This is a genomic window from Pseudomonas sp. PAMC25584 (genome assembly GCF_058135675.1).
The window spans coordinates 2,663,526-2,690,103 of the sequence record NZ_CM176870.1 but is presented as its reverse complement, the minus strand read 5'-3'; the positions used below and the strand labels follow the sequence as shown (position 1 = coordinate 2,690,103).

At 64.6% G+C, this 26,578-nt stretch carries 5 protein-coding genes; 2 read left to right on the top strand and 3 right to left on the bottom strand.

The genetic code is table 11. From position 1 onward, the window contains the following. Positions 1-13: 13 nt before the first annotated feature. Both ACS5Q8_RS12420 and ACS5Q8_RS12415 read right to left on the bottom strand, forming a co-directional pair. Positions 14-13,627 (bottom strand): non-ribosomal peptide synthase/polyketide synthase, encoded by a 13,614-nt coding sequence (locus ACS5Q8_RS12420; RefSeq protein ID WP_465160246.1) that lies wholly within the window; start codon positions 13,625-13,627, stop codon positions 14-16. Positions 13,628-13,630: 3 nt separating this feature from the next. Next, complete coding sequence (locus tag ACS5Q8_RS12415; RefSeq protein WP_465160245.1) at positions 13,631-24,565, bottom strand: non-ribosomal peptide synthase/polyketide synthase; 10,935 nt, start codon at positions 24,563-24,565, stop codon at positions 13,631-13,633. A gap of 256 nt (positions 24,566-24,821) precedes the next feature. On the opposite strand from ACS5Q8_RS12415, the gene ACS5Q8_RS12410 reads away from it, so the two are divergent. After that, on the top strand, positions 24,822-25,028 hold the full coding sequence (locus ACS5Q8_RS12410) for a type II toxin-antitoxin system HicA family toxin (protein ID WP_276197737.1): 207 nt from the start codon (positions 24,822-24,824) through the stop codon (positions 25,026-25,028). Continuing rightward, positions 25,025-25,390 carry a type II toxin-antitoxin system HicB family antitoxin gene (locus ACS5Q8_RS12405; RefSeq protein ID WP_276197736.1) on the top strand — a complete coding sequence of 122 codons (366 nt, stop codon included), beginning with the start codon at positions 25,025-25,027 and terminating at the stop codon, positions 25,388-25,390. Before ACS5Q8_RS12410 ends, ACS5Q8_RS12405 begins: the two co-directional genes overlap by 4 nt. Here ACS5Q8_RS12405 and ACS5Q8_RS12400 read toward each other — a convergent pair whose 3' ends face one another. Continuing rightward, positions 25,391-26,563: an MFS transporter gene (locus ACS5Q8_RS12400; protein ID WP_443697958.1), complete on the bottom strand. Its 1,173-nt coding sequence runs from the start codon at positions 26,561-26,563 to the stop codon at positions 25,391-25,393. Positions 26,564-26,578: the final 15 nt, after the last annotated feature.

The window sequence follows — 26,578 nt, the reverse complement described above, 5'->3', positions numbered from 1 at the left end:
GGCGTGGGTTGAATCACGCCATTTCCGCCACCAGGCTCTTGATGAATTCAGCATTATCGACAATCCGGTGGTGCGTCGTGTCGATGACAATCGAGCGCCGGATACCCGCCTGGCCAATCACCTCGCGCATGCCGTTCTCGATCAGCGCCTGGTGCAGGCCAGCTTCGCTGCGCGCCGCCCACCAGCATGTAACCGGTGCCTTGATGGCGCGGTAGTCGGTGTCCTGCAAGCGCTGGTCGAGGATCTGTTTGATCGCCCACGAACGCTCGGTTTCACCACCGTCCTGCAGTTCATCCTTGAGCACCCGAAAGCTCTCCCCCAGCGTCGCATCGGCCCAGTCGGACACCTGCTGCCACTGCTGCTCCTCGCTACATCCAGCCTGTTGCGCCAGTCGCCATTGCGCCTGGATCTGCGCGGCAAACGCCGGGAACATCACTTCGAGCATCTGCGCCCGCCGCTGCACTGCGCTGCTCTCCCACTGAGGCTCAGCGGCAGCCTGATTCCAGAACGCGGCAAACCGCGCCGGCGGTGGCGCGTCGATCCAGCCGACCCATTCCACCGTGCGCCCGGCCTGCTCCAGCCGATAAGCCACTTCCATCGCCAGGTTGCCGCCCAACGACCAGCCCGCCAGGCGGAAGGCGCCCTGCGGCTGAGCGCTCAACAGTTGTTCGGCGTAGTCTTCGACCATCTGCATCCAGGTCGGCACCGCGCCGCCCTCTTCCACCAGCGCCCGGCACATCAGCCCCAGCACCGGCCGTTGCTCGCGCAGCGCCAGCGCAATCGGCTTATAGCAATGCACCGAGCCAAAACTGGGGTGGAACAGATAAAGCGGCGTGCCCTCGGTCTGACTGTTGAGCCGCACGATCAACGAACTTGATCCATCCCCGTCGATACAGCGCGCCTGGCCGGCCACCGTAGGATTGAGCATCAATTGGCTGACCGCCAGCGCGCCGCCACACAGCCGATTGATCCGTTCCTTGAGCACCAGCACCCGCAACGAATGGCCGCCCAATTCGAAGAAGTTGTCGTGCAACCCCACGCGTTCGATGTCCAGCACCTCAGCCCAGATCCCGGCGATCTGCTGTTGCAGCGTGGTCTGCGGCGCGACGAATGTCTGGCCCTGCCCATCAACATCCGGCTTGGGCAAGGCTTTGCGCTCGAGTTTGCCGTTGGGGCTCAGCGGCATCTGCGCCAGCACCACCCATTGCGCCGGCACCATGTAGTCCGGCAGGTGGCGGGCCAAATGGGCGCTGACGTCGGCGCGCCAGTCGGCGTGGCCGTCGTGAAGCACCACATAACCAACCAAATGCTGCCCCTCCACCACCAGCACGGTGGCTTCGCGCACCCGTGGGTGCTCCAGCAAGCGTGCTTCGATTTCACCGAGTTCGATGCGCAAGCCGCGTAATTTGACCTGATGATCGAGGCGCCCGAGGTATTCGATCACCCCATCGGCGCGCTGCCGTACCCGGTCACCGCTGCGGTACAAACGTGCGCCGTGGTGGAACGGGCATGGCACGAAGCGCTCGGCGGTCAGGCCCGGACGACGATGGTAGCTGCGCGCCAGGCCTTCGCCGCCCAGGTACAGCTCACCCGCCACGCCCGCAGGCACCGGCAGCAGGTGGGCATCCAGCACATGGGTGCGCAGGTTGGCGATAGGTTCGCCGATCGGCACCGTGTCGCGGCCTTCATCGACACAGGTCCAGTGGGTCACGTCGATGGCGGCTTCCGTCGGGCCGTACAGGTTGTACAGGGCGGCTGCGGGCAGTTTGGCAAAGACCTGTTGCTGGGCATCCACTGGCAAGGCTTCGCCGCTGCACACGATGCGCCGCAGGCTGTGGCACGTGGCGACGCCGGGGTCTTGCAGGAACGCTTGCAACATCGACGGCACAAAGTGCAGCGTGGTGACCTGTTCGGCGTTGATCAGGCGGACCAGCGCGGCCGGATCGCGATGCTCGCCAGGCGCCGCCACCACCAATCGAGCGCCGGTCATCAGCGGCCAGAAGAACTCCCACACCGATACATCAAAGCTGAACGGGGTTTTCTGCAGCACGCCGTCGCGCGCCTCCAGCCGATAGGCGTCCTGCATCCAGCACAGGCGGTTGGTCAAGGCCGAATGGCGATTGCCTGCGCCCTTGGGCTGCCCGGTGGAGCCTGAGGTATAGATCACGTAGGCCAGGTTTTCAGGGTCCAGGACAATCCCCGGATTGCCTTCGCCATAGCCTTCGAACCAGGACTCGCCCACCACCAGGCTTGGCAACCCGGGCGGAATCGGCAGGTGCTCCAGCCGCCGCGCCTGGGTCAGCAACAACGCCACACCGCTGTCTTCGAGCATGTAGGCCAGGCGCTCGCGCGGGTAGTCGGGGTCCAGCGGCACATAGGCGCCCCCGGCCTTGAGCACCGCCAACAGGCTGACCACCATTTCCACGGAGCGCTCCAACGCGACACCGACCAATACATCCGGGCCCACGCCGGCCTCGATCAAACGATGGGCCAAACGGTTGGCGCGGCGGTTCAGCTCGGCGTAGCTCAGGCGTTCCTGGCCGAACACCAGTGCCGGCGCATCCGGAGTACGTGCGACCTGCTCTTGTATCAACTGGTGGACACCGCGATGCAGCGGGTAAGCCTGTGCGGTGGCGTTCCAGTCATGGACCAACGCCTGCTGCTCGGTTTCCTGCAGCAACGGCAACTGCCCGATGCGTTGTTGCGCATCGCGGGCCATGCTTTCGAGCAGGTTCAACCAGTGACGCGCCATGCGCGCCGGGGTACTCGCTTCGAACAGGTCGGTGGCGTAAATCAGCGACGCAAACAGCGCATCCCCGGTTTCCTGGGTGCTGAGGCTCAGGTCGAACTGGGCCGTGCGGGTCTGCCATTCCAGGCCACTGACGTGCAGGCCCGGCAACTGCCAGGGTTGATCGGCATCCTCGGTCTGGTGATTGAACATCACCTGGAACAGCGGGTTGAAACTCAGGTTGCGCTCGGGGTGCAGCGCTTCGACCAATTGTTCGAACGGCAAGTCCTGGTGGGACTGGGCTTCCAGCGCACGCTGTTTGACCTGTTGCAGCAGTTGGGCCACGGTCAGGTGCCCGTCGATATCGGCCTTGAGTACCTGGGTGTTGACGAAGAAGCCGATCAGGCGCTCGGTCTCGACCCGGTTACGGTTGGCAATCGGCACGCCGACACGGATATCCGCCTGGCCGCTGTAGCGGTGCAGCAAGGTCTGGAACGAGGCCAGCAGCAGCATGAACAGCGTCACTTCCTGCTGCCGGGCCAACTCACGCAGTGCAGCCAGCAGCGGCGACGGCACATGGATATCCAGGCTCGCACCGCGATGGCTTTGTTGGGTCGGCCGCGCATGGTCCAACGGCAGTTCAAGCACCGGTTGCTCACCGCCCAAACACTCGCGCCAGTAGTTCAGTTGGCGTTGTTTTTCCCCGGCATCCATCCAGGCGCGCTGCCAGTGCGCGTAATCGGCGTATTGCAGCGCCATCGCCGGTAGTTGCACGTCCTGGCCCTGGCTGTACGCCGCATACCGTTGCACCAGCTCATCGACCATCACCTGCATCGACGCACCATCGGAGACGATATGGTGCTGCACCAGCACCAGCACATGGTCGTCCTCGGCCAGGCGCAACAGGCTCACGCGCAGCAGCGGGCCCTGTTGCAGGTCGAACGGCTGGGCGATCTGCGCCTCGACCTGCGCGAGCAAGCCGGCTTCGTCACACTCAAGTCGCAGGATGTCGACGACGGCCTGCGCGGCAATCACCTGCACCGCGCCTTCGCCGTCCTGCCGGACATGGGTGCGCAGGCTTTCATGGCGCGCCACCAGGCTGTCGAAACTGCGCTGCAGGGCGACGCGGTCCAGCGGGCCTTTGAGGCGCAGCGCGCCAGGAATGTGATAGGCGGCGCTGTCCGGGTCTAACTGCCACAGAAACCATTGGCGCTCCTGGGCATAGGACAGCGGCAACGGCTGCTCGCGATCCACCGCGCGCATCGGCGGAGCCAGCGGCTGCGCAGGGGTCGCCTGCGCCAGCACGCTGGCCACAAAACCTTGCAGGCGTGGCTGTTCAAACAGGCTGCGCAGCGGCACTTCGCGCCCCAGTAGATGGCGCAGGCGTGAGATCACCCGCATCGCCAGCAGCGAATGCCCGCCCATCTCGAAGAAGTGGTCGGTCAGCCCGACGCGCTCGGCGCCGAGGATCTCGGCCCAGACGGCGGCGATTTGCTGCTCAAGCTCGGTGACTGGCGCGATCCACGCCTGCTGCGTCAGGCTCGCATCCGGTTTGGGCAGCGCCTGGCGGTCCAGTTTGCCGTTGGGGTTGAGCGGCATGCGTTCGAGGAAGATCAGGTGCGCGGGCACCATGTAGTCCGGCAGTTGCTCGCGCAGCGCGGTTTTCAGAGTTTCAGCATCTTGCTCGGCAGAAACCAGGTAGGCGATCAGTTGATTATCAGCGGCGAGCACCAGGGCTTCACGCACGCCATCCTGGGCCAACAACAGCGCTTCGATCTCCCCCAATTCGATACGGAACCCACGGATTTTCACCTGATGGTCGACCCGGCCGACGTACTCGATTACACCGTCGGCACGGTAACGCGCCAGGTCGCCCGTGCGGTACAGCCGCTCGCCGCTGGCACCGAACGGGTCCGGCACGAAGCGCTCGGCGCTCAGCAACGCCCGGTTCAGATAAGCGCGAGCCAGGCCGCATTGGCTGCCAATATACAACTCGCCCACGGCACCGAAGGGTGCGAGGTTCAGGTCGCGGTCGAGCACGTACAGCGCACGCCCCGGCAGCGAGCGGCCAATCGGGCTGGCGGTGGCGCCGATGGTCTCGTTGCCCGAGGTGCAATCCAACACGCTCGACACCACCGTGGCCTCGGTCGGGCCGTAGGTGTTGAGCAGCCGCACATGACCGAGGCCGGCTTTCAACCATTGCGCCGGGCCGTCCAGCGGCATGGCTTCGCCGCCGATATGCACCTGGCGCAACGCCCCGTAACTGCGCGGCCCCGCCGCCAGGCAATCGAGCAGGAACAGGTGCCAGTAGGCGGTCGGCAAGTCGGCCAGGGTGATGCGTTGGCGGATGATTTCGGCGTACAGGCGGCCGCTGTCCCACAATTCGGCACCGCGCAGGACCACCGTGGCGCCGTGGGTCAAGGCCGGGTAAAGCTGCTCGACGAAGCCGTCGAAGTTCAGGGTGGCGAATTGCAGGACGCGGTCTTCGGCGGTCAGTTGCGAATAGCTGGCGGCGATGCTGGAAAACTCGGTCAGCGCCGCGTGGTTGATCGCCACGCCTTTGGGTTTGCCGGTGGAGCCTGAGGTGTAGATCACATAGGCGAGGTTAAGCGGATCGACCGCCACCTGTGGGTTATGCCGGGCGCACTGCGCCAACGGGCCCGCCACAGAATCAATCGCCAGGCTTTGCACGCCTTCGGGCAACGGCATAGGCACATGGGATTGGCTCAACACCAGGCGTACACCACTGTCCTCAAGCATATGCAGCAGGCGTTCGCGCGGGTATTGCGGGTCCAGCGGCACATAGGCGCCACCGGCCTTGAGGATCGCCAACAGGCTGACCACCATGGCGAATGAGCGCTGCACCGCGACGCCGACCAAGACCTCCGGGCCCACGCCCAGGCCGATCAGGTAATGGGCCAATTGGTTGGCCTGGCGATTCAATTCGGTATAGGTCAACGCCTGCTCGTCGAGGCGCAGCGCAATCGCCTCGGGACGTCGCTGCGCCTGAGCTTCAAACAGCCCATGCACGCCGAGCGGGTGTTCGAAGGCGGCGGCACCGGCGTTCCATTGTTGCAACAGGCACGCCTGCTCGGTGCCGGTCAGCAACGGCAACTCGCACAGGCGCTGCTGGGCATCGACGGCCACGGCCTGCAGCAGGTGACGCCAGTGCTGCGCCAGGCGCTCGATGGTCGCTTCGCTGAACAGGTCGGTTGCGTAGGTCAGCGTCGCCCACAGGCCATCGGCCGAGGCCTGGGTGTCCAGGCTCAAGTCAAAATGTGCGGGATGGCTGTCGGACTCCAACCCTTCCAGTCGCAGGCCAGGCAGTTGTTCGCCACGCTGTACGCGAGCGTCGGATTGATGGTTGAACATTACCTGGAACAGCGGGTTATGGCTCAGGCTGCGCTCGGGCTGCAAGGCTTCCACCAGTTGCTCGAACGGCAAATCCTGGTGCGCCTGGGCTTCCAGGGCGCGGTGCCTGGTCTGTTGCAGCAATTGGGCAAACGTCATCTGCCCGTCGATATCGGCCTTGAGCACCTGGGTGTTGACGAAAAAGCCGATCAAGCGCTCGGTCTCGACCCGGTTGCGGTTGGCAATCGGCACGCCGACGCGGATATCCGCCTGGCCGCTGTAGCGATGCAACAAGGTCTGGAACGCGGCCAGCAACAGCATGAACAGAGTCACGCCTTCGCGTTGCGCCAAGGCCTTGAGCCCGGCGACCACCGCCGCCTCAAGGGCGACCTCCAGACGCGCGCCCCGGTAGCTCTGCACCGCCGGGCGCGGGTGATCCAGCGGCAGTTCCAGCACGGGCTGCTCGGCGCCCAGCAACTCGCACCAATAGCGCAGCTGGCGTTGCTTTTCACCCGCCTCCATCCAGTCGCGCTGCCACAGGGCGTAGTCGGCATATTGCAGCGGCATGTCGGGCAATTGCGCGTCTCGCCCCTGGCTGTAAGCGGCATACAGTTGCACCCACTCATCGACCATCACCTGCATCGACCAGCCGTCCGAGACGATATGGTGCTGTACCAGCACGAGCACATGCTCCTGTTCGCTCAGTTGCAACAACGTGACGCGCAGCAGCGGGCCCTGGCGCAAATCGAACGGCCGGGCGATTTCTGCTTCGACCCGCGCGTGTACCTGCGCGGCGTCCGCGCTGTCGAGCACACAGGTGTCGATGGGCAGCGCGGCCGGCGCCAGCACCTGCTGCAAGGTGCGATCAGCGTCGCTGACAAACACCGTGCGCAAGGTTTCATGGCGCGCCAGCAGGCTATCGAAGCTGCGCTGCAAGGCGTCGCGGTCCAGGTGGCCGCTCAGGCGCAAGGCGTTGGGCACGTGATAGGCCGCGCTGTGCGGCTCCAGTTGCCAGAGGAACCACTGGCGCTCCTGGGCGTAGGACAGCGCCGACGGTTGATCGCGCTCGACCGCCACCAGCGGCGGCGCCAGGGGCACATCACTGACATCCAGCGCTTGCACCGCCAGGACAAAGCCTTCGAGCTGTGGCTGTTCGAACAACACGCGCAGGGCGACGTCGCGGTCCAGCAGTTGGCACACGCGTGAGATCACCTGCATGGCCAGCAGGGAATGCCCGCCGAGTTCAAAGAAATGATCGCTCAGGCCAATGCGCTCGACCCCCAGCACATCGGCCCAGATCGCGGCCACTTGCTGTTGCAAAGGGCTGACCGGCGCGACCCACACGCCTTGCAGCATTTCCGGCGCGGGCAAACCCTTGCGGTCGAGCTTGCCGTTGGGGGTCAGTGGCATCTGCGCCAGGCACATGAAGTGCGCCGGCACCATGTAATCCGGCAGGCCGGTTTTCAGGGCACGCCGCAAGGTTTCGCGGAACGCCACCTGCGCCGGGCCGGCCTCGGCCAGCGCCGGATCGGCGGGCACCACGTAGGCCACCAGTTGTTTGCCAGTGGGTCCGTCCTGGGCCACCACCACGGTTTCGCCGACGCTGTCCTGTTCGCGCAGCCGCGCTTCGATTTCGCCCAGTTCGATGCGAAAGCCACGGATTTTCACTTGATGGTCGACGCGGCCGAGGTAGTCGACCACGCCATCCGCACGGCCACGGGTCAGGTCGCCGCTGCGGTAGACGCGGCTGCCGGCTTTGCCGAACGGGTCCGGCACAAAGCGCTCAGCCGTTAACGCAGGACGGTCGAGATAACCACGGGCCACGCCCTCGCCGCCCAGGTACAGCTCGCCGGCCACGCCGATCGGTTGCAGGTTGAGTTGCGCGTCCAATACGTAGCCGCTGCGGTTGCCCAGCAGTGTGCCGATGGGCGCGTAAACCGCGCCGCACGGATCGCCTCGGCGGGCCTTCCACAGCAGTGGCGTGACCACGGTTTCGGTCGGGCCATAGCCGTTGAACAAGTACGTCGGTTTCAGCGCACGCCAGGCCAGGTCGTAGCTGGCCTGCGCCACCGCATCACCGCCGAAACAGTACACACGCACGGCCGGTGGATTGCCGTCGCGCTCGGCATGTTCGGCCAGTTGTTGCAGGTACACCGGCGGGAACACTGCCATCGTCACGTTATGGCGATGCATCTGTGCGTAGGTGTGCTCCGGCAGCCACAGGCTGTCGTCGCGGATCAGCACGCTGGCGCCGTTGATCAACGGGTGCATCCAGCCTTCGTGGGAACCGTCGAAGGCGAACGACATGAAGTGCAATTCGCAATCGGCCGGCGTGGTTTCGTAGCGTTCGCCGGTGGCGATGATATGCGCCACCAACGGGCCGTGGGCGACGGCCACGCCTTTGGGCAGGCCGGTGGAACCGGAGGTGTAGATCACGTAGGCGAGGTTGTCGCCGTGCAGCGCGACCTCGGGGGCTGAATCACTGTAATCGGCCCATACTTCAGTGCGGTCGATTGCCAGGGTGTCCAGGCCTTCAGCCAGCGGCAGTTGCTGCATGACTCGAGTGTGCGTCAACAACAACTTCGCACGGCTATCCTGCATCATGTAGAGCAGGCGATCACGCGGGTATTCCACATCCAGCGGCACGTACACGCCACCTGCTTTGAGCACGGCAAGGAACGCCACCAAGCTCTCGGCGCTGCGCGGCATCGCGATGGCCACGCGCATTTCCGGGCCAATGCCACGGGCGATCAGGGCATGGGCCAAGCGGTTGGCCTGGCGATCCAGCTCGCCATAGGTCAAGTGCTGCGCATCGAACTTCACCGCCACCGCACCGGGGGTTTCCCGTGCACGGTCGGCGACCAATTCGTGTACCAGACGCTGGGCCGAGAAGCCCGAATCGGTGCGATCCCACAGCTGCAAAATGTGCTGCTGCTCATCGCTGTCCAACAGGTTCAACTGGCCGATGCTTTGTTGCTGATCAGCAACCATCGCCTGCAACAGGTTCTGCCAGTGTCGCGCCATGCGTTCGATGGTGGAGGCGTCAAACAGGTCGGTGCTGTACCCCAGGGAAGCCCAGAGACCGTCACGACTATCGTGGGTGTCCAGATCCAGGTCGAAGTGCGCGGTCCGGCGCTCCCAGGCCAGGTTTTCGATACGCAGTTGCGAGAGTGCCGGTGCGGCGACGTTGGGGGCATCAGTCTGGTAGTTGAACATCACCTGGAACAGCGGATTGAGACTCAGGCTGCGCTCCGGCTGCAGGGCTTCGACCAACTGTTCGAACGGCAGGTCCTGGTGCGCCTGGGCTTCCAACGCACGCTGTTTGACCTGGGCCAACAGTTGCTGGACGGTGGTATGCCCGTCGATCTCGGCCTTGAGCACCTGGGTGTTGACGAAGAAGCCGATCAGGCGTTCCGTCTCGACCCGGTTACGGTTGGCAATCGGCACGCCGACGCGGATGTCCTGCTGGCCGCTGTAACGGTGCAACAGGGTCTGGAACGAGGCCAACAGCAACATGAACATCGTCACGCCCTGGGCCTGGGCCAGAGCTTTTAGAGCGGCCGTCAGCGGCGCTGGCAACGGCACGTCCAAACGCGCACCGCGATGGCTCTGCTGGGCCGGTCGCGGGTGATCGAACGGCAGCTCCAATACCGGCTGTTCCCCGCCCAACAGGTCGCGCCAGTAAGCCAACTGCCGGTGTTTTTCGCCGGCTTCCATCCAGTCGCGTTGCCACAGCGCATAGTCGGCGTACTGGATCGACATGGCCGGCAGTTGCACGGTGCGACCCTGGGTGTAACCGGTATACAGCTGCACCAGTTCATCGACCATCACCTGCATCGAGCCGCCGTCGGAGACGATATGGTGCTGCACCAGCACCAGCACATGTTCTTCTGCCGCGAGGCGCAGCAGACTCACGCGCAACAACGGGCCCTGTTGCAGATTGAACGGGCACGCGATGTCGGCAGCAACCCGCGCCTGCAGATCGGCCTCATCGATCTCGGCAAACATCATCGGCAACGGGGCCGGCGCTCGAATGACTTGCACGGCGCCCTCGCCTGCCGGCTGCACATGGGTGCGCAGGCTTTCATGGCGCGCCACCAGGCTGTCGAAACTGCGCTGCAAGGCGTCGCGGTCCAGCGGGCCGTTGAGACGCAAGGCGCTGGGGATATGGTAAGCAGCGCTGTCGGGGTCCAACTGCCAGAGGAACCATTGGCGCTCCTGGGCGTAAGACAGCAGCAACGGTTGAAGACGGCTGAGCGCGACCAGCGGCGGAGCCTGCTCAAGGGGTTGCGCCTCCAGCGCTTGCAAAGCGGCGGCGAAAGCGTCGAGGCGTGGCTGTTCAAACACCAGCTTCAACGGCACTTCACGCGCCAGGGTGTGACGCAGGCGCGAGACCACCTGCATCGCCAGCAGCGAGTGCCCGCCCATCGCGAAGAAATGGTCGGTCAGCCCGACGCGCTCGGCGCCGAGGATGTCGGCCCAGACGGCGGCGATTTGCTGCTCAAGCTCGGTGACTGGCGCGATCCACGCCTGCTGCGTCAGGCTGGCATCCGGTTTGGGCAGCGCCTGGCGGTCCAGTTTGCCGTTGGGGTTGAGCGGCATGCGTTCGAGGAAGATCAGGTGCGCGGGCACCATGTAGTCCGGCAGTTGCTCGCGCAGCGCGGTTTTCAGAGTTTCAGCATCTTGCTCGGCAGAAACCAGGTAGGCGATCAGTTGATTATCAGCGGCGAGCACCAGGGCTTCACGCACGCCGTCCTGGGCCAGCAACAGCGCTTCGATCTCCCCCAGTTCGATACGGAACCCACGGATTTTCACCTGATGGTCGACCCGGCCGACGTACTCGATTACACCGTCGGCGCGGTAACGTGCCAGGTCGCCCGTGCGGTACAGCCGCTCGCCGCTGGCACCGAACGGGTCCGGCACGAAGCGCTCGGCGCTCAGCAACGGCCGGTTCAGATAAGCGCGGGCCAGGCCACATTGACTGCCGATATACAACTCACCCACCGCACCGAAGGGTGCGAGGTTCAGGTCGCGGTCGAGCACGTACAGCGCACGCCCCGGCAGCGAGCGGCCAATCGGGCTGGCAGTAGCGCCGATGGTCTCGTTGCCCGAGGTGCAATCCAACACGCTCGATACCACCGTGGCCTCGGTCGGGCCGTAGGTGTTGAGCAGCCGCACATGACCGAGGCCGGCTTTCAACCATTGCGCCGGGCCGTCCAACGGCATGGCTTCGCCGCCGATATGCACCTGGCGCAACGCCCCATAACTGCGCGGCCCCGCCGCCAGGCAATCGAGCAGGAACAGGTGCCAGTAGGCGGTCGGCAAATCGGCCAGGGTGATGCGTTGGCGGATGATTTCGGCGTACAGGCGGCCGCTGTCCCACAGTTCGGCGCCGCGCAGCACCACCGTGGCGCCGTGGGTCAAGGCCGGGTAAAGCTGCTCGACGAAGCCGTCGAAGTTCAGGGTGGCGAATTGCAGGACGCGGTCTTCGGCGGTCAGTTGCGAATAGCTGGCGGCGATGCTGGAAAACTCGGTCAGCGCCGCGTGATTGATCGCCACGCCTTTGGGTTTGCCGGTGGAGCCGGAGGTGTAGATCACATAGGCGAGGTTAAGCGGATCAACCGCCACCTGCGGGTTGTGCTGGGCGCAACCCCGCAACGCTTGATCAGCGCGGTCGATGTCCAGCCGCATGACATCGGCGGGCAACGGCAATGGCTGCGGCGATTGGCACAGCACCAGGCGCACGTGACTGTCTTCGAGCATATGCAGCAAGCGCTCGCGCGGGTATTGCGGGTCCAGCGGCACATACGCGCCACCGGCCTTGAGGATCGCCAACAGGCTAACGACCATGGCGAACGAGCGCTGCACCGCGACGCCGACCATCACTTCCGGCCCGACACCCTGGCCGATCAGGTAATGGGCCAACTGGTTGGCCTGGCGATTCAACTCAGCGTAGGTCAGCACCTGCTCGTCAAGGCACAGCGCGATGGCGTCCGGCCGTTGTTGCGCTTGCGCTTCGAACAGAGCGTGAACCCCGCTCGGGCTGCCGAAGGCGGCGGCGCCGTGGTTCCAGTCGTTGAGCAAATGGCCCTGCTCATCTGCGGCCAGCATCGCCAGTTGCGCAATACCCGTGGCGGCGCCACTGACCACGCTGCGCAGCACGGTGTGCCAATGCTGCGCCATGCGCTCAACGGTGGCGGCTTCGAACAGGTCGGTGGCGTAGGTCCACGAGGCCCATAGCCCCTGCGGGCTTTCCTCGGTATCCAGGCTCAAGTCGAACTGCGCAGTCTGGCCTTGCCACTCCAGCGTTTCCACGTCCAGGCCGGGTAACTGCTGCTCGCCATGGGGCGTGAGCGCTTGCGCCTGATGATTGAACATCACTTGGAACAACGGGTTGTGACTCAGGCTGCGTTCCGGCTGCAGCGCCTCCACCAACTGTTCGAACGGCAGGTCCTGATGACTCTGGGCTTGCAGGGTGCGCTGTTTGACCTGGGCCAGCAGTTGGCTGAAGGTCATCTGGCCGTCAATGTCAGCCTTGAGTACCTGGGTATTGACGAAAAAACCGATCAGGCGTTCGGTCTCGGCGCGGTTGCGGTTGGCGACCGGTACACCGACGCGGATATCCGACTGGCCGCTATAGCGATACAACAGGGTCTGGAACGCGGCCAGCAGCAACATGAACAGGGTCACGCCTTCACGTTGCGCCAAGGCTTTAAGGCCAGCGACCAACGCCGGTTCCAACAGCCCACCCTGGCGCGCGCCACGGTAGGTTTGCCGGGCCGGGCGCGGGTGGTCCAAGGGCAACTCCAGCACCGGCTGAGCGCCGCCGAGGTGTTCGCGCCAATAGCCAAGCTGGCGCTCCTTCTCCCCGGCTTCCATCCATCTGCGCTGCCACAGGGCGTAGTCGGCGTACTGGATCGGCAACGGCGCCAGTTGGCATTCATTGCCCTGGCTATAGGCGGCATATAGCTGCATCAGCTCTTGCACCATGACGCCCATCGACCAGCCGTCCGAGACGATATGGTGCTGCACCAGCACCAACACATGCTCGTCTTCGCTCAGGTTCAGCAGGCATACCCGCAACAAGGCGCCGTGCTGCAAATCGAACGGCTGGGCGATTTCCGCCTGTATGCGCGCCTGCACCTGTTCTTGCGTCACCGCGCTTTCGGTCATGTCGATCGAGGCGTGGGCCAGCACCACCTGCGAGCGGTTTTCGCCCTCCAGGTGCAGGCGTGTGCGCAGGCTTTCGTGGCGGGCCAGCAGGCTGTCAAAGCTGCGCTGCAACGCGCTTTTGTCCAGGCGCCCACGCAGGCGTAAGGCGCTCGGGATGTGGTAGGCGGCACTGTCCGGCTCCAGTTGCCAGAGGAACCATTGGCGCTCCTGGGCGTAAGACAGCGGCAGGCTCTCGCCGTCCTGGCGCGCCGGGGCAATCGGCAATTGGCCGAAGCTCATGCCCCGGCTTTGCAGGCGTTGGTAAAACTGCTGGCGTTGTTCCAGAGGCAGGCGAAGAAAGCGCGACACCAGGTCGATATTGGGGTTGGAAAGCATGGTTCAAATCGCCTCTAGTTCGCTCAAAAAGTCACGAAGGTCATCAAAATCTTGCGCGGTACCGGCGCGGAACGTCGCCGCTGCCTGGGCATAGGCGCGCAATGATTCGGTCTGGAACACGTCCACCAACGGCACCTCCAGGCCCAACTCGGCCTGGACCCGCGAGGTGATCTGGATCGCCAGCAGCGAATGGCCGCCGACTTCGAAGAAGTTGTCGTTGAGACCCACTTGCGGCAGGCGCAGCACATCGGCCCAGATCGCGGCGATCTGCTGCTCCAACTCGGTTTCGGGGGCCACATAGTGCTGCTGCAACTGGCTCGCGTCCGGCGTGGGCAGGCCCTTGCGGTCGAGCTTGCCGTTGGGGGTCAGCGGCATCTGCGCCATGCACATGAAATACGTGGGCAGCATGTAATCCGGCAGACGGGTCTTGAGTGCGCGGCGCAGGGCGTCGCGGAACTCGACTTCGTTGATCAAAGCGGGATCGGCCGGTACGACATAGGCCACCAACTGCTTGCCGGTCGGACCGTCCTGGGCCACCACCACGCTTTCGCTGACGCTGTCCTGTTCGCGCAGCCGCGCTTCGATTTCGCCCAGTTCGATGCGAAAGCCACGGATTTTCACTTGATGGTCGACGCGGCCGAGGTAGTCGACCACGCCATCCGCACGGCCACGGGTCAGGTCGCCGCTGCGGTAGACGCGGCTGCCGGCTTTGCCGAACGGGTCCGGCACAAAGCGCTCAGCCGTTAACGCAGGACGGTCGAGATAACCACGAGCAACGCCCTCGCCGCCCAGGTACAGCTCGCCGGCCACGCCGATCGGTTGCAGGTTGAGTTGCGCGTCCAATACGTAGCCGCTGCGGTTGCCCAGCAGTGTGCCGATGGGCGCGTAAACCGCGCCGCACGGGTCGCCTCGGCGGGCCTTCCACAGCAGTGGCGTGACCACGGTTTCGGTCGGGCCGTAGCCATTGAACAAGTACGTCGGTTTAAGCGCACGCCAAGCCAGGTCGTAGCTAGCCTGCGCCACCGCATCACCGCCGAAGCAATACACGCGCACGGCCGGTGGATTGCCGTCGCGTTCGGCATGTTCGGCCAGTTGTTGCAGGTACACCGGCGGGAACACCGCCATCGTCACGTTGTGGCGATGCATCTGCGCGTAGGTGTGCTCCGGCAACCAGAGGCTGTCGTCGCGGATCAGCACGCTGGCGCCGTTGATCAACGGGTGCATCCAGCCTTCGTGGGAACCGTCGAAGGCGAACGACATGAAGTGCAATTCGCAATCGGCCGGCGTGGTTTCGTAGCGTTCGCCGGTGGCGATGATGTGCGCCACCAACGGGCCGTGGGCGACGGCCACGCCTTTGGGCAGGCCGGTGGAGCCGGAGGTGTAGATCACGTAGGCGAGGTTGTCGCCGTGCAGCGTGACCTCTGGTGCGGTGTCGCTGTAATCGGCCCACGCCTCGCGATTATCAATCGCCAGGGTGTCCAGGCCCTCGGCCAGCGGCAGTTGCTGCATGACTCGGCTGTGCGTCAACAGCAACTTCGCATTGCTGTCCTGCATCATGTAGAGCAGGCGATCACGCGGGTATTCGACATCCAGCGGCACGTACACGCCACCCGCTTTGAGCACGGCAAGGAACGCCACCAAGCTCTCGGCACTGCGCGGCAGGGCAATCGCCACACGCACTTCCGGAGCAATGCCACGGGCGATCAGGGCATGGGCCAGGCGGTTGGCCTGGCGATCCAGCTCGCCATAGGTCAAGTGCTGCGCATCGAACTTCACCGCCACCGCACCGGGGGTTTCCCGTGCACGGTCGGCGACCAATTCGTGTACCAGACGCTGGGCCGAGAAGCCCGAATCGGTGCGATCCCACAGCTGCAAAATGTGCTGCTGCTCATCGCTGTCCAACAGGTTCAACTGGGCGATGCTTTGCTGCTGGTCGGCAACCATCGCCTGCAACAGGTTCTGCCAGTGTCGCGCCATGCGCTCGATGGTGGAGGCTTCGAACAGATCGGTGGCGTAACTCAGCGATGCGCCCAGTTGCTCGTCGGACTCCTCGATATCCAGGGTCAAGTCGAATTGCGCGACCGTTTCGTCCCAGCTCACCGGGCTCATGTCCAACTGCGCCAGGCGTTGTAAATGCCGGCCGGACCGGCTGACATGGTGGTTGAACGCAACCTGGAACAATGGGCTCAAACTAAGGCTGCGCTCCGGCTGCAAAGCCTCGACCAGCTGTTCGAACGGCAGGTCCTGGTGCGCCTGCGCCTCCAGCGCACGCTGTTTGACCTGGGCCAACAGTTGGCGGACGGTGGTGTGCCCATCGATCTCGGCCTTGAGCACCTGGGTGTTGACGAAGAAGCCGAGCAGGCGCTCGGTTTCCACGCGGTTGCGGTTGGCGATCGGCACGCCGACGCGGATATCCTGCTGGCCGCTGTAGCGGTGCAACAAGACTTGATACGACGCCAGCAACAGCATGAACAGCGTCACGCCTTCGCCTTGGGCCAGGGTCTTGAGAGCGTCAAGCAACGGCGCCGCCAGCGCGATATTCAAGCGCGCACCGCGATGGGTCGGCACGGCCGGGCGTTGGTGATCGAACGGCAGTTCCAGCACGGGCTGCTCGCCACCGAGCACTGCACGCCAGTACGCGAGTTGGCGGGCCTTCTCCCCGGCGTCCATCCAACGGCGTTGCCACAGCGCATAGTCGACGTATTGGATCGGCAACGCCGGCAATTGCAGGGCCTGGCCCTGGCTATAGGCGGCGTAGAGCTGCACCAGCTCGTCGACCATTACCTGCATCGACCAGCCATCGGAGATGATGTGGTGCTGCACCAGCACCAAGACATGCTCATCCGCAGCCAGGCGCAACAGGCTGACGCGCATCAGCGGGCCCTGGCGCAGGTCGAATGGCTGGGTAACGCAGGCCTGCACCCGCGCTTTGAGGGCGGTTGCGTCAATGTCGACCAAGGCCAGTTCGATCCGCGCCGACGGGCGGATCACCTGCACGGTGTGCTCGGCCTCTTGTTGCACGTGGGTGCGCAGGCTTTCGTGGCGCGCCACCAGGCTGTCGAAGGCCCGCTGCAAAGCCGCGTGGTCAAGCCGGCCCTTGAGGCGCAAGGCCCGTGGCACATGGTAGGCGGCGCTGTGCGGGTCCAGTTGCCAGAGAAACCACTGACGCTCCTGCGCATAGGACAAGGCCAGCGGTTGGTCGCGTTCAACCCGCTCGATGCGGCTGGTTTCAAGACATGCCGGCGCCAAGGTGCGGATAAAATCGCCCAGCGCCGGTTGATCGAACAGCGCCTTCAAGCCCACATCGAGGCCCAGGCCATGGCGCAGGCGTGACACCACTTGCGTGGCCAGCAGGGAATGCCCGCCCAGTTCGAAGAAGTTGTCGTTCAGGCCGACGCGTTCCAGCTCCAGCACCTCGGCCCAGATCGCGGCGATCTGCTGCTCGCGCTCGCTGTGCGGTGCGCGGTACTCGCGGTTGGCGGCCTGCGGTTTGGGCAGCGCCTTGCGGTCGAGTTTGCCGTTGGGGCTAAGGGGCATGCGTGCCAGCAATTGCCATTGCGCCGGGACCATGTAGTCCGGTAGATGGCAAGCCAAATGCGCGCTGACTGCATCGCGCCAATCATCGCCAGCGTCTTGCAGCACCAGGTAACCCACCAGGTATTGGCCGTCGACCGCCAGCACTGCGGCTTCACGCACAAGGTCGTGTTCCAGCAGGCGCGCTTCGATCTCGCCCAGTTCAATGCGCAAGCCGCGCAGCTTGACTTGATGATCGATGCGACCGGCGTATTCGATTACGCCGTCATCGCGATAACGCGCCAGGTCGCCGGTGCGATACAGACGTTCGCCGTTGACGAAGGGATGCGCGATGAAGCGTTCGGCAGTCAATGCAGGACGGCGATGGTAACCCCGGGCCAGGCCGACGCCGCCCAGGTACAACTCACCCAAGACACCGACCGGGGCCGGTTCGAGGTGATTGTCGAGGATGTAGCCACCCAGGTTGGCAATCGGACGGCCAATCGGTACCGCATCGCGACCTTCATCGACGCACGTCCAGTGGGTCACGTCGATCGCCGCTTCGGTCGGGCCGTACAGGTTGTAGAGCCGGGCCTGCGGTAACTTGGCGAAGACTTGCTGCTGCGCGTCCACCGCCAGCGCCTCGCCGCTGCACACGATGCGCCGCAAGCTGTGGCAGGTAGCGACCGCCGGCTCTTGCAGGAACGCCTGCAACATCGACGGCACGAAGTGCAGCGTGGTGATGCGTTCGGCATTGATCAGGTCGATCAACCTGGCCGGCTCGCGATGGTCACCCGGCGCGGCGACCACCAGGCGTGAGCCGGTCATCAACGGCCAGAAGAACTCCCACACCGACACGTCGAAGCTGAATGGGGTCTTTTGCAGCACCGCGTCGCCGAGGTCGAGGGCGTAGGCTTCCTGCATCCACAGCAAGCGGTTGGTCAGGGCCGCATGCCGGTTGCCGGCGCCTTTGGGCTGGCCGGTGGAGCCGGAGGTGTAGATCACATAGGCGAGGTTTTCGCCGTGCAGGGCAACGTCTGGGTTGTGCTCGCGGTAGCCTTCAAAGGTTGACTCGCCCAACAGCAGAGTTTGCAAGCCTTGGGGAATCGGCAGCTGTTCCAGCCAATGCGCCTGGGTCAGCAGCAACTTCACGCCACTGTCTTCGAGCATATAAGCCAGGCGTTCACGCGGGTAGTCCGGGTCCAGCGGCACGTAAGCGCCACCGGCCTTGAGCACCGCCAACAGGCCGACGACCATGTCGATGGAACGTTCCAGCGCCAGCCCGACCAGCACATCGGGGCCCACGCCGGCGTCCATCAAGCGATGGGCCAAGCGGTTGGCGCGGCGGTTCAGCTCGGCATAATCCAGGCGCTGTTGGCCGAACACCAAGGCGGGTGCGTGCGGCGTGCGCGCCACCTGCGCTTCGATCAACTGATGCACGCAACGCTGCAGCGGGTAATCGCGCGCCGTGGCGTTCCAGTCGTACAGCACCTGCCGGCGTGCTGCGTCCGTCAGCGACGGCAAATCCCCCAACCGCTGCGGCGTCGCACTGGCCAAGCCGTGCAGGAGGTACTGGAAGTGTTCGGCCAACTGCCGAATCTGCGCCTCACTGAACAACTGCACATCAAAGCTGAACTCGAACGCCAACGCAGCCCCTGCCCCCAGCAGCACCGTCAGCGGGTAATGGGTTTGTTCGAGGTTCTGCACGTTGCTGAAGGCCAGCCCGGCCGGCGCACCGGCGGCCAGCGCGGTGGACACCGGGTAGTTTTCAAACACCAACAGCGTGTCGAACAATGCGGCACCGCTGGCCCCGGCCCATCGCTGGATGTCGAACAGCGGCGTGTGCTCGTGTTCACGCAGGCTCAGGTTCTGTTGCTGGAGCTGCTGCAACCAGTCAGCGACCCACAGCGTCGGGCTCGGCGTGGTGATCACCGGCAACGTGTTGATGAACAGCCCGACCTGCTGCTCCACGCCCGCCAAGCCGGCGGGCCGCCCGGAAACCGTCGCGCCGAACACCACGCTGTCCTGGCCGGTGTGGCGTTGCAGCAATAACGCCCAGGCGCCTTGCACGAGGGTGTTCAGGGTGACTTTGTGTGCCTGGGCGAAAGCCTTGAGTTGCGCGGTCTGCTCGGTGCTAAGCGCCAGCTCGTAGCTGCCCTTGGCCGACGGGTGACCCGACGGCGTGCCACGCGCCAGGCGCGTCGGCTCCTGCAACGCCGTCAGTTGGCTTTTCCAGAACGCCTCGCTGGCCGCCGCGTCCTGGGCCTGCAGCCAACCGATGTAGTCGCGGTAATGCCCTTGCAGTGCGGCCAACGGCCGCCCGGCATAGTGCTGCAAGACCTCGCCGAATAGCTGCGCGCGGCTCCAGCCATCCAGCAGAATGTGGTGATTGGTGTAGATCAGGTGAAAGCGATCGACACCGGTACGCACCAGTTTCAGGCTCAGCAGCGGCGCGTGTTCCAACACAAAACCTTGCGCCCGGGTCGATTCGCCCAAGGCATCCAGTGCTGCCTGCTGATCTGGCCGGGCCTGCCAGTCATATTCGGCGAACGGCAAACCGAGCGTGTGATACACCGCCTGCAGCGGCTGCGCCTGGGCATCCTGCCAGACAAACCCGGTGCGCAGCATGGCGTGCCGCGCCAGTGCGTGCTCCCAGGCGCGCCGGAAACGCGGCACGTCGAGGCCGTGGATGTCGGCGCGCAGTTGGCTGACGTAGATGTCGTCCTGGCCCTGTTGGTACAGGCTGTGGAACAGCATGCCCTGTTGCATCGGCGACAGCGGGTACAGGTCCTGCACCTCTCTGGGCGACAGCGCCAGGTCATCCAGTTGCTGCTGGGTGAGGCGCGCCAGGTCGACATCGACGGGGGTGAAACCGCCGTGTTGCGGGTCGACGCAGTGTTCGATCAGGGCCAGCAGTTCGCGCCGGTAATCGTCCACCAGGCCTTGAATGGTCGAAGCCTCGAACATCTCGCGGCTGAAGCCCCATCGCAGCGCAAGCTCGCCGCCGTACACCTGCCCTTCCACCGTCAGCCAGTTGGCCAACGCTGCTTCGGGGTCCTGGGCCTGGCCACTGCCCTGGTTGGCCGGCACCCACAGCGCCGACTCATTGAACTGGCGGTCGAACTGGCCCAGGTAGTTGAAGGTGATGCGCGGTGCGCCAAGGCCTGCGAGGGATTCGCGCGCCTCGGGCGTACCGAGGTAGCGCAACACACCGTAGCCCAGGCCTTTGTCGGGCACGGCGCGCAGTTGTTGCTTGACCGATTTGATCGCGCTCGACAGCTCGCCGTCGCCTTGCAGGCGCACCGGGAACAGGCTGGTGAACCAACCGACCGTGCGCGTCAGGTCGAGCGCATCGAACAGGTCTTCGCGGCCATGCCCTTCCAACTGGATCAGCGCAGCGGGCTGGCCGCTCCAACGACTGATCACCCGCGCCAAGGCCGTCAGCAGCAGGTCGTTGACCTGGGTGCGGTACGCCGCCGGGGCGTCGTGCAGCAGTTGGCGGGTCTGTTCGGCGTTAAGGCGCATTTCGAGCGTGGTGCCCAGGCGGTTTTGCAGGCCGCCCTGGGGGTTGTCGCACGGCAGATCGGCGTCCAAGGACTGTGCCTGCCAGTAAGGCAATTGCGCGTTGAGCGTTGCCGCGTAGGCCTGCAGTTGCTGGGCCCAATGCTGGTAGGCGCTGGTTTTGCTCGGCAGCGTTTGCGCGCGGTACGCCTGTTGCAGGTCTTCGAGCAGGATGCGCCAGGACACGCCATCGACCACCAGGTGATGCACCACCAGCAACACGCGCTGGCTGCCATCGGCCAAGCTCACCAATGCCGCGCGCAGCAGCGGCCCTTGTTCGAGATCGAGGCTGCGTTGGGCTTCATCGCACAGCGCCGCCAGTTCGGCGTCGCTCGCGGCGTAGGATTGCCACAACACGGACGCCGCAACTGGGGCCGCGTGAGCTTGCCGCCAGCCACCGGCCTGCTGGGTAAAACGCAGGCGCAGGGCATCGTGATGGTTGATCAACTGCGTTAAGGCCGCGTCCAGCCGTGCAGGCTCCAGCGCCTCACGCGGGGTCAGCAACAGCGACTGGTTCCAATGTTCACGCGCCGGGATCGCCTGGGCGAAGAAGCCCTGCTGCACCGGCGTCAGGATTACTTCACCGCTGACCGGGCCTTGGTCAATCGTGATAGCAGACTCCAGGCTCGCCACCAACGCCAGGCTGCGCACGCTCTGGTACTGGAACAGGTCGCGTGGGCTCAGGCGAATCCCCGCCTGACGGGCGCGGCTGACCACCTGGATGGAGATGATTGAATCACCGCCCAGTTCGAAAAAGTTGTCGTCCAGGCCGACCTGCGAAATGCCAAGCACATCGCTCCAGATCGCAGCCAGGGTTTGTTGTACGGGCGTTTCCGGGGCGCTATAGGTCTGCTGCGCGGCGGCGTCCGGCAATGGCAGGGCCTTGCGATCCAGCTTGCCGTTGGCGGTCACCGGCAACTGCGCCAGGGCGATCAGATGCGTCGGCACCATGTATTCCGGCAGCCTGCCGAGCAGCCAGGCCTTGAGGTCAGTCGGCGCTTGGCCTTCCAGTACCAAATAGGCCACCAGTTGTTTGCCGCCATGCACCAGCACCACCGCTTCGCGCACGCCGGGGTGTTGCAGCAGGCGCGTTTCGATTTCGCCGAGCTCAATGCGCAGGCCACGCAGCTTGACCTGATGGTCGAGGCGGCCGAGGTATTCAATCACCCCATCGGTGCGTTGGCGCACGCGGTCGCCGCTGCGATACAGGCGTTCGCCAGCAATGAACGGACTCGGCACAAAACGCTCGGCGGTCAGCGCCGGGCGACGCTGATAACTGCGCGCCAGGCCCGTGCCGCCGAGGTACAGCTCGCCGCTAACGCCGGCCGGCACCGGGTTGAGTTGCGCGTCGAGCGCGTAGGTGGCGAGGTTGGCGATCGGCCGGCCGATGGGCACGCTGGCCGCGCCTTCGTCGACGCAGGTCCAGTGAGTCACGTCGATAGCGGCTTCGGTCGGGCCATAGAGGTTGTACAACGCCGCGTTCGGCAGTTTGGCGAACACCTGGTTTTGCGCGTCCACGGGCAAGGCTTCACCGCTGCACACGATGCGCGTGAGGCGCCTGCAACGTTGCACGCCGGGCTCATGGATGAAGGCCTGGAGCATCGACGGCACGAAGTGCACGGTCGTGATCGCCTGCGCGTCGAGGGTTTCGATCAGTCGCGCCGGCTCGCGGTGTTCGCCAGGCGCTGCGACCACCAGGCGTGCGCCGGTCATCAGCGGCCAGAAGAACTCCCATACCGACACGTCAAAGCTGAACGGGGTTTTCTGCAAGACCGCATCGCTGGCATCCAGGCCATACGCCTGTTGCATCCAGCACAAGCGGTTGACCAGCGCACGATGGCTGTTACCGGCGCCCTTGGGTTGGCCGGTGGAGCCGGAGGTGTAGATCACATAGGCGAGGTTCAGCGCGTGGATCGGCACCGCTGGCGCCGCGCGGCTGTAACCGTCGAGCCACTGCGCCGCCTGGTCGAGGGCAATCACCTGCAGGCCTTCGACGGGCAGCAACGGCAACAGGCTCTGCTGGCTGAGCAGTAGGCGCACGCCACTGTCTTCGATCATGTAGGCCAGGCGCTCACGCGGATATTCCGGGTCCAGCGGCACGTAGGCGCCGCCGGCCTTGAGGATCGCCAGCAGGCCGACCACCATCTCGACCGAGCGCTCGACACAGACACCGACCAGCACATCGGGGCCGACCTGCTGCTCGCGCAAGGCATGGGCCAGTTGGTTGGCGCGGGCCTCGAGTTGGGCATAGGTCAAGGTGGTGTGGCCAAACACCAGCGCCGGCGCATCCGGCGTGCGCTGTACTTGGTCTTCGATCAAATGGTGAATGGCGCGCTCGGTCGGGTACGCCTCGGCGGTCTGGTTCCAGGCATGCACCCCCACGTGTTGTTCGTCGGCGGCCAGCATCGGCAACTCGCCAATGCGCTGTTCGCCGTCGGCGACCATCGCCTGCAACAGGCTGATCCAGTGCCGCGCCATGCGTGCGATGGAGGGCGCGTCGAACAGGTCGTTGGCATAGGTCAGCGCGGCCTGCAGGGTGCCGGCTTGTTCATAGGTGTCCAGGGTCAAATCGAACTGAGTGGTGCGGCCTTGCCCCTCGACCAGGGCCAGTTCCAGGCCGGAAGCGGTACGGACCGAGGCCATGTCCGCCACCACCGGCTGGTGGTTGTACATCACCTGGAACAGCGGCGTATGGCTCAGGCTGCGTTCGACCTTCAGCGCTTCGACCAGGCGTTCGAACGGCAAATCCTGGTGAGCCTGGGCGCCCAGGGCGTGCTCCCGGATGTCCTGCAGCAGCTCGGCGACACGGGTCTGCCCGGTGAGCTCGGTGCGCAGCACCTGGGTGTTGACGAAAAAGCCGATCAACCCTTCGACTTCACTGCGGTTACGGTTGGCGATCGGCACGCCGATGCGGATGTCGCCCTGGCCGGTATAGCGATGCAGCAATACGTTGAACCCGCCGAGCAGCAGCATGAACAGGGTGACGTTGTGTTGTTGCGCACAGCGGCGCAGTTGCGCGGCCAGGGCTGGCTCAATCGCGAAGGAATGGCGCGTGCCCAGGTAGCTGGGCATGGCCGGGCGCGGACGATCGGTCGGCAACTCCAGTACCGGATGCTCGTCGCCCAGGCGCGCTTGCCAGTATTCGAGCTGACGGGCCTGCTCCCCCGCTTCCAGCCAACGGCGCTGCCACAGGGCGTAGTCGCTGTATTGGATCGGCAATGGCGGCAGTTGCGGTGCCTTGTTGCGCTCATGGGCGTCGTAGCAGCGGATGAACTCGTCGATCAGCACGTTCATCGACCAGCCATCGGAGACGATGTGGTGCAAGGTCAGCAGCAAGACGTGCTCCTGCGCGTCCAGCTTGAGCAATTGCACGCGCAGCAGCGGGCCGTGCTCCAGGTCGAACGGCAGCAGCGATTGACCGATGAGCGCGTCGTTGACCGCCTGCTCGCGCTCGGCGGGGGCCAGCGCGCTCAGATCGAGCGGCTCGACCGCCAACGACGGCTCGACCGCGACTTGCGCCAGGCGCTCATCAGCCTGGCGCTGGAACACCGTGCGCAAGGTTTCATGGCGCGCCACCAGACTAGAGAACGCCTGCCGCATAGCGCTCAGACTCAGTGCGCCCTTGAGCCGCACCGCCCCCGGCAGGTTGTAGGCGCCGCTGGCCGGGTCGAGTTGCCAAAGGAACCACATGCGCTGCTGCGCGTAGGACAACGCCTGGCGATCCGCCGCCTCCACCCCTGCCGGAATCGGGAACCGGGAAAAATCCACCCCTTCCTTCTGCAGCGCCTGCAGGAACAGTTGGCGTTTTTCCAGGGGCAACCCGATAAACCGGCGAGCGAGTTTCAAGGAGTCTTCAGCATTCATTTCTTGGAGTCCGGAGCAATAGGCGGGAAGCACAAAGGCACGTCGTCCCTATAAAACGAACCGGACAGGCAAAAATTAGCGGGGGGATGGCGGGCGTCGAGCGACGCGTCATCAGGGGTTACATCAATCTCGGGAAAGGCGCACGAAGTCGGGCTAGCATTGACGCACACCACATCGTGCAACTAAATTTAGTTACACGCGGTGAACGCCGTGTCCAAAAAAAGAGAAGCTGCTAGCCAAATTGCTCAACGAGCACATGGCATTTACCTGGCCCGAGCGCGTCACGCTGTTGCGTCGCCTTGGCTACACGCAGATCGAAGGCGCTGGAAGCCGCGTCAAGTTCGACATCGGTGACCCGAGTGCAATGATCACGTTGCACAAGCCGCACCCCGGCAACGAACTGAAGCACTACATTCGGCGCCAGATCATCGAACAATTGAAATCAGGAGAACTGATTCAGTGAACAACCCACTCAAACACAAAGGCTACATCGGCTCTATCGAAGCCAGCCTCGACGACAACTGCCTGTTCGGCAAAATCCTGTTCATCAAGGCGTTGGTGAGCTACGAAGGGAAAACCGTCGCAGAGCTGGACGCGGCCTTTCGCGAGGCCGTGGATGACTACATCAAGACCTGCCAGGCCCTGGGGCAAACGCCGGAGAAGCCGTGCAAAGGCTCGTTCAATGTGCGCGTCGGCCATGACCTGCACCTGGCGGCCGCGCTGGCGGCGAGCCGTAAAAAAGTCACGCTCAACGACCTGACGCGCCAGGCGCTGAATGAGTTTTTGCTACATCACTGCGCCGAACCGGCCCCGGCGATTGGCTGACTAGCCCAACCGCCGACTGCCCAACACGGCCGCGCCGAGCACCACCGCTCCCGCCGCCAGCGCCACCCAGAACCCGCTGGCCGCGCCGAAGTGGTCGATCATCCAGCCGGAGCTGGCGGCACCGATGGCTACGCCGATGCTCAGGCCGGTGATCAGCCAGGTCATGCCTTCGGTCAGGCGGCTCGGCGGCACGATCCGCTCCACCAGGGCCATGGACACGATCAGGGTTGGGGCAAAGAACAGCCCGGAGATGAAGATTGCCACCGCAAGGCCGGGGATATTGGTCACCAGCAACAACGGCAAGGTCGTCAACGCCGTGGCCACCCCGCAGCACAGGAACTGGCGAGGCAACGCGGCTTTGAGCTTGAGGGTGCCAAAGGCCAGACCGGCCAGACACGAGCCGATGGCATACACCGACAGCACAATACTTGCCGCCGCCGGTTGGCCCTGGTGCTGGGCAAAAGCGACGCTGACCACGTCCACCACACCGACAATCACCCCCATGGCCAGCAACAGGATCATCAGGATCAACACCGAAGGCGAAGCGATCAGCCAGCGGTCGTGATGATCATGGCGTTCATGCACGGGCGGCTCGCTCTGGCGTTGCATCACGAACGCAGTGACGCCGACTGCCAACAGCAACGCCGCCACCAAAGGCCCGGCCTCCGGAAACAGCACCACGCTCAACCCCACCGAAATCGGCGGGCCGATGATAAAGCACACCTCGTCGAGCACCGACTCCAGGGCAAACGCGGTCTGCAGCTTGGGCTGGCCCCGGTACAACTCGGTCCAGCGTGCCCGCACCATCGCCGACATGTTGGGCATGCAACCGGCCAGCGCGGCGAACACAAACAACACCCAGTTCGGCGCCTGCAAACGCGTACTCAGCAACAGCAACAACAATGCCCCACCGCCGAGCAGCGCAGCGATCGGCAACACCCTGCCCTGGCTGTAGCGGTCGACCAGCCGTGACACCTGCGGCGCACAAAATGCCGTGGCCAGGGCGAACACCGCCGCCACCGAGCCGGCCAGGCCGTAGCCGCCATGCACCTGCGAGAGCATGGTAATCACGCCGATACCGGTCATGGAGATGGGCATGCGCGCGAGCATGCCGGCCAGTACGAAAGCCCGGGCGCCGGGCGCCTGGAACAATTCGGCGTAGGGATTTGCCATGACTGAAACGCCTTC

Coding starts and splice junctions, on each gene's coding strand:
- ACS5Q8_RS12415 (WP_465160245.1), bottom strand. CDS start 24,565: ATGAATGCTGAAGACTCCTTGAAACTCGCTCGCCGGTTTATCGGGTTG.
- ACS5Q8_RS12410 (WP_276197737.1), top strand. CDS start 24,822: ATGGCATTTACCTGGCCCGAGCGCGTCACGCTGTTGCGTCGCCTTGGC.
- ACS5Q8_RS12400 (WP_443697958.1), bottom strand. CDS start 26,563: ATGGCAAATCCCTACGCCGAATTGTTCCAGGCGCCCGGCGCCCGGGCT.
- ACS5Q8_RS12420 (WP_465160246.1), bottom strand. CDS start 13,627: ATGCTTTCCAACCCCAATATCGACCTGGTGTCGCGCTTTCTTCGCCTG.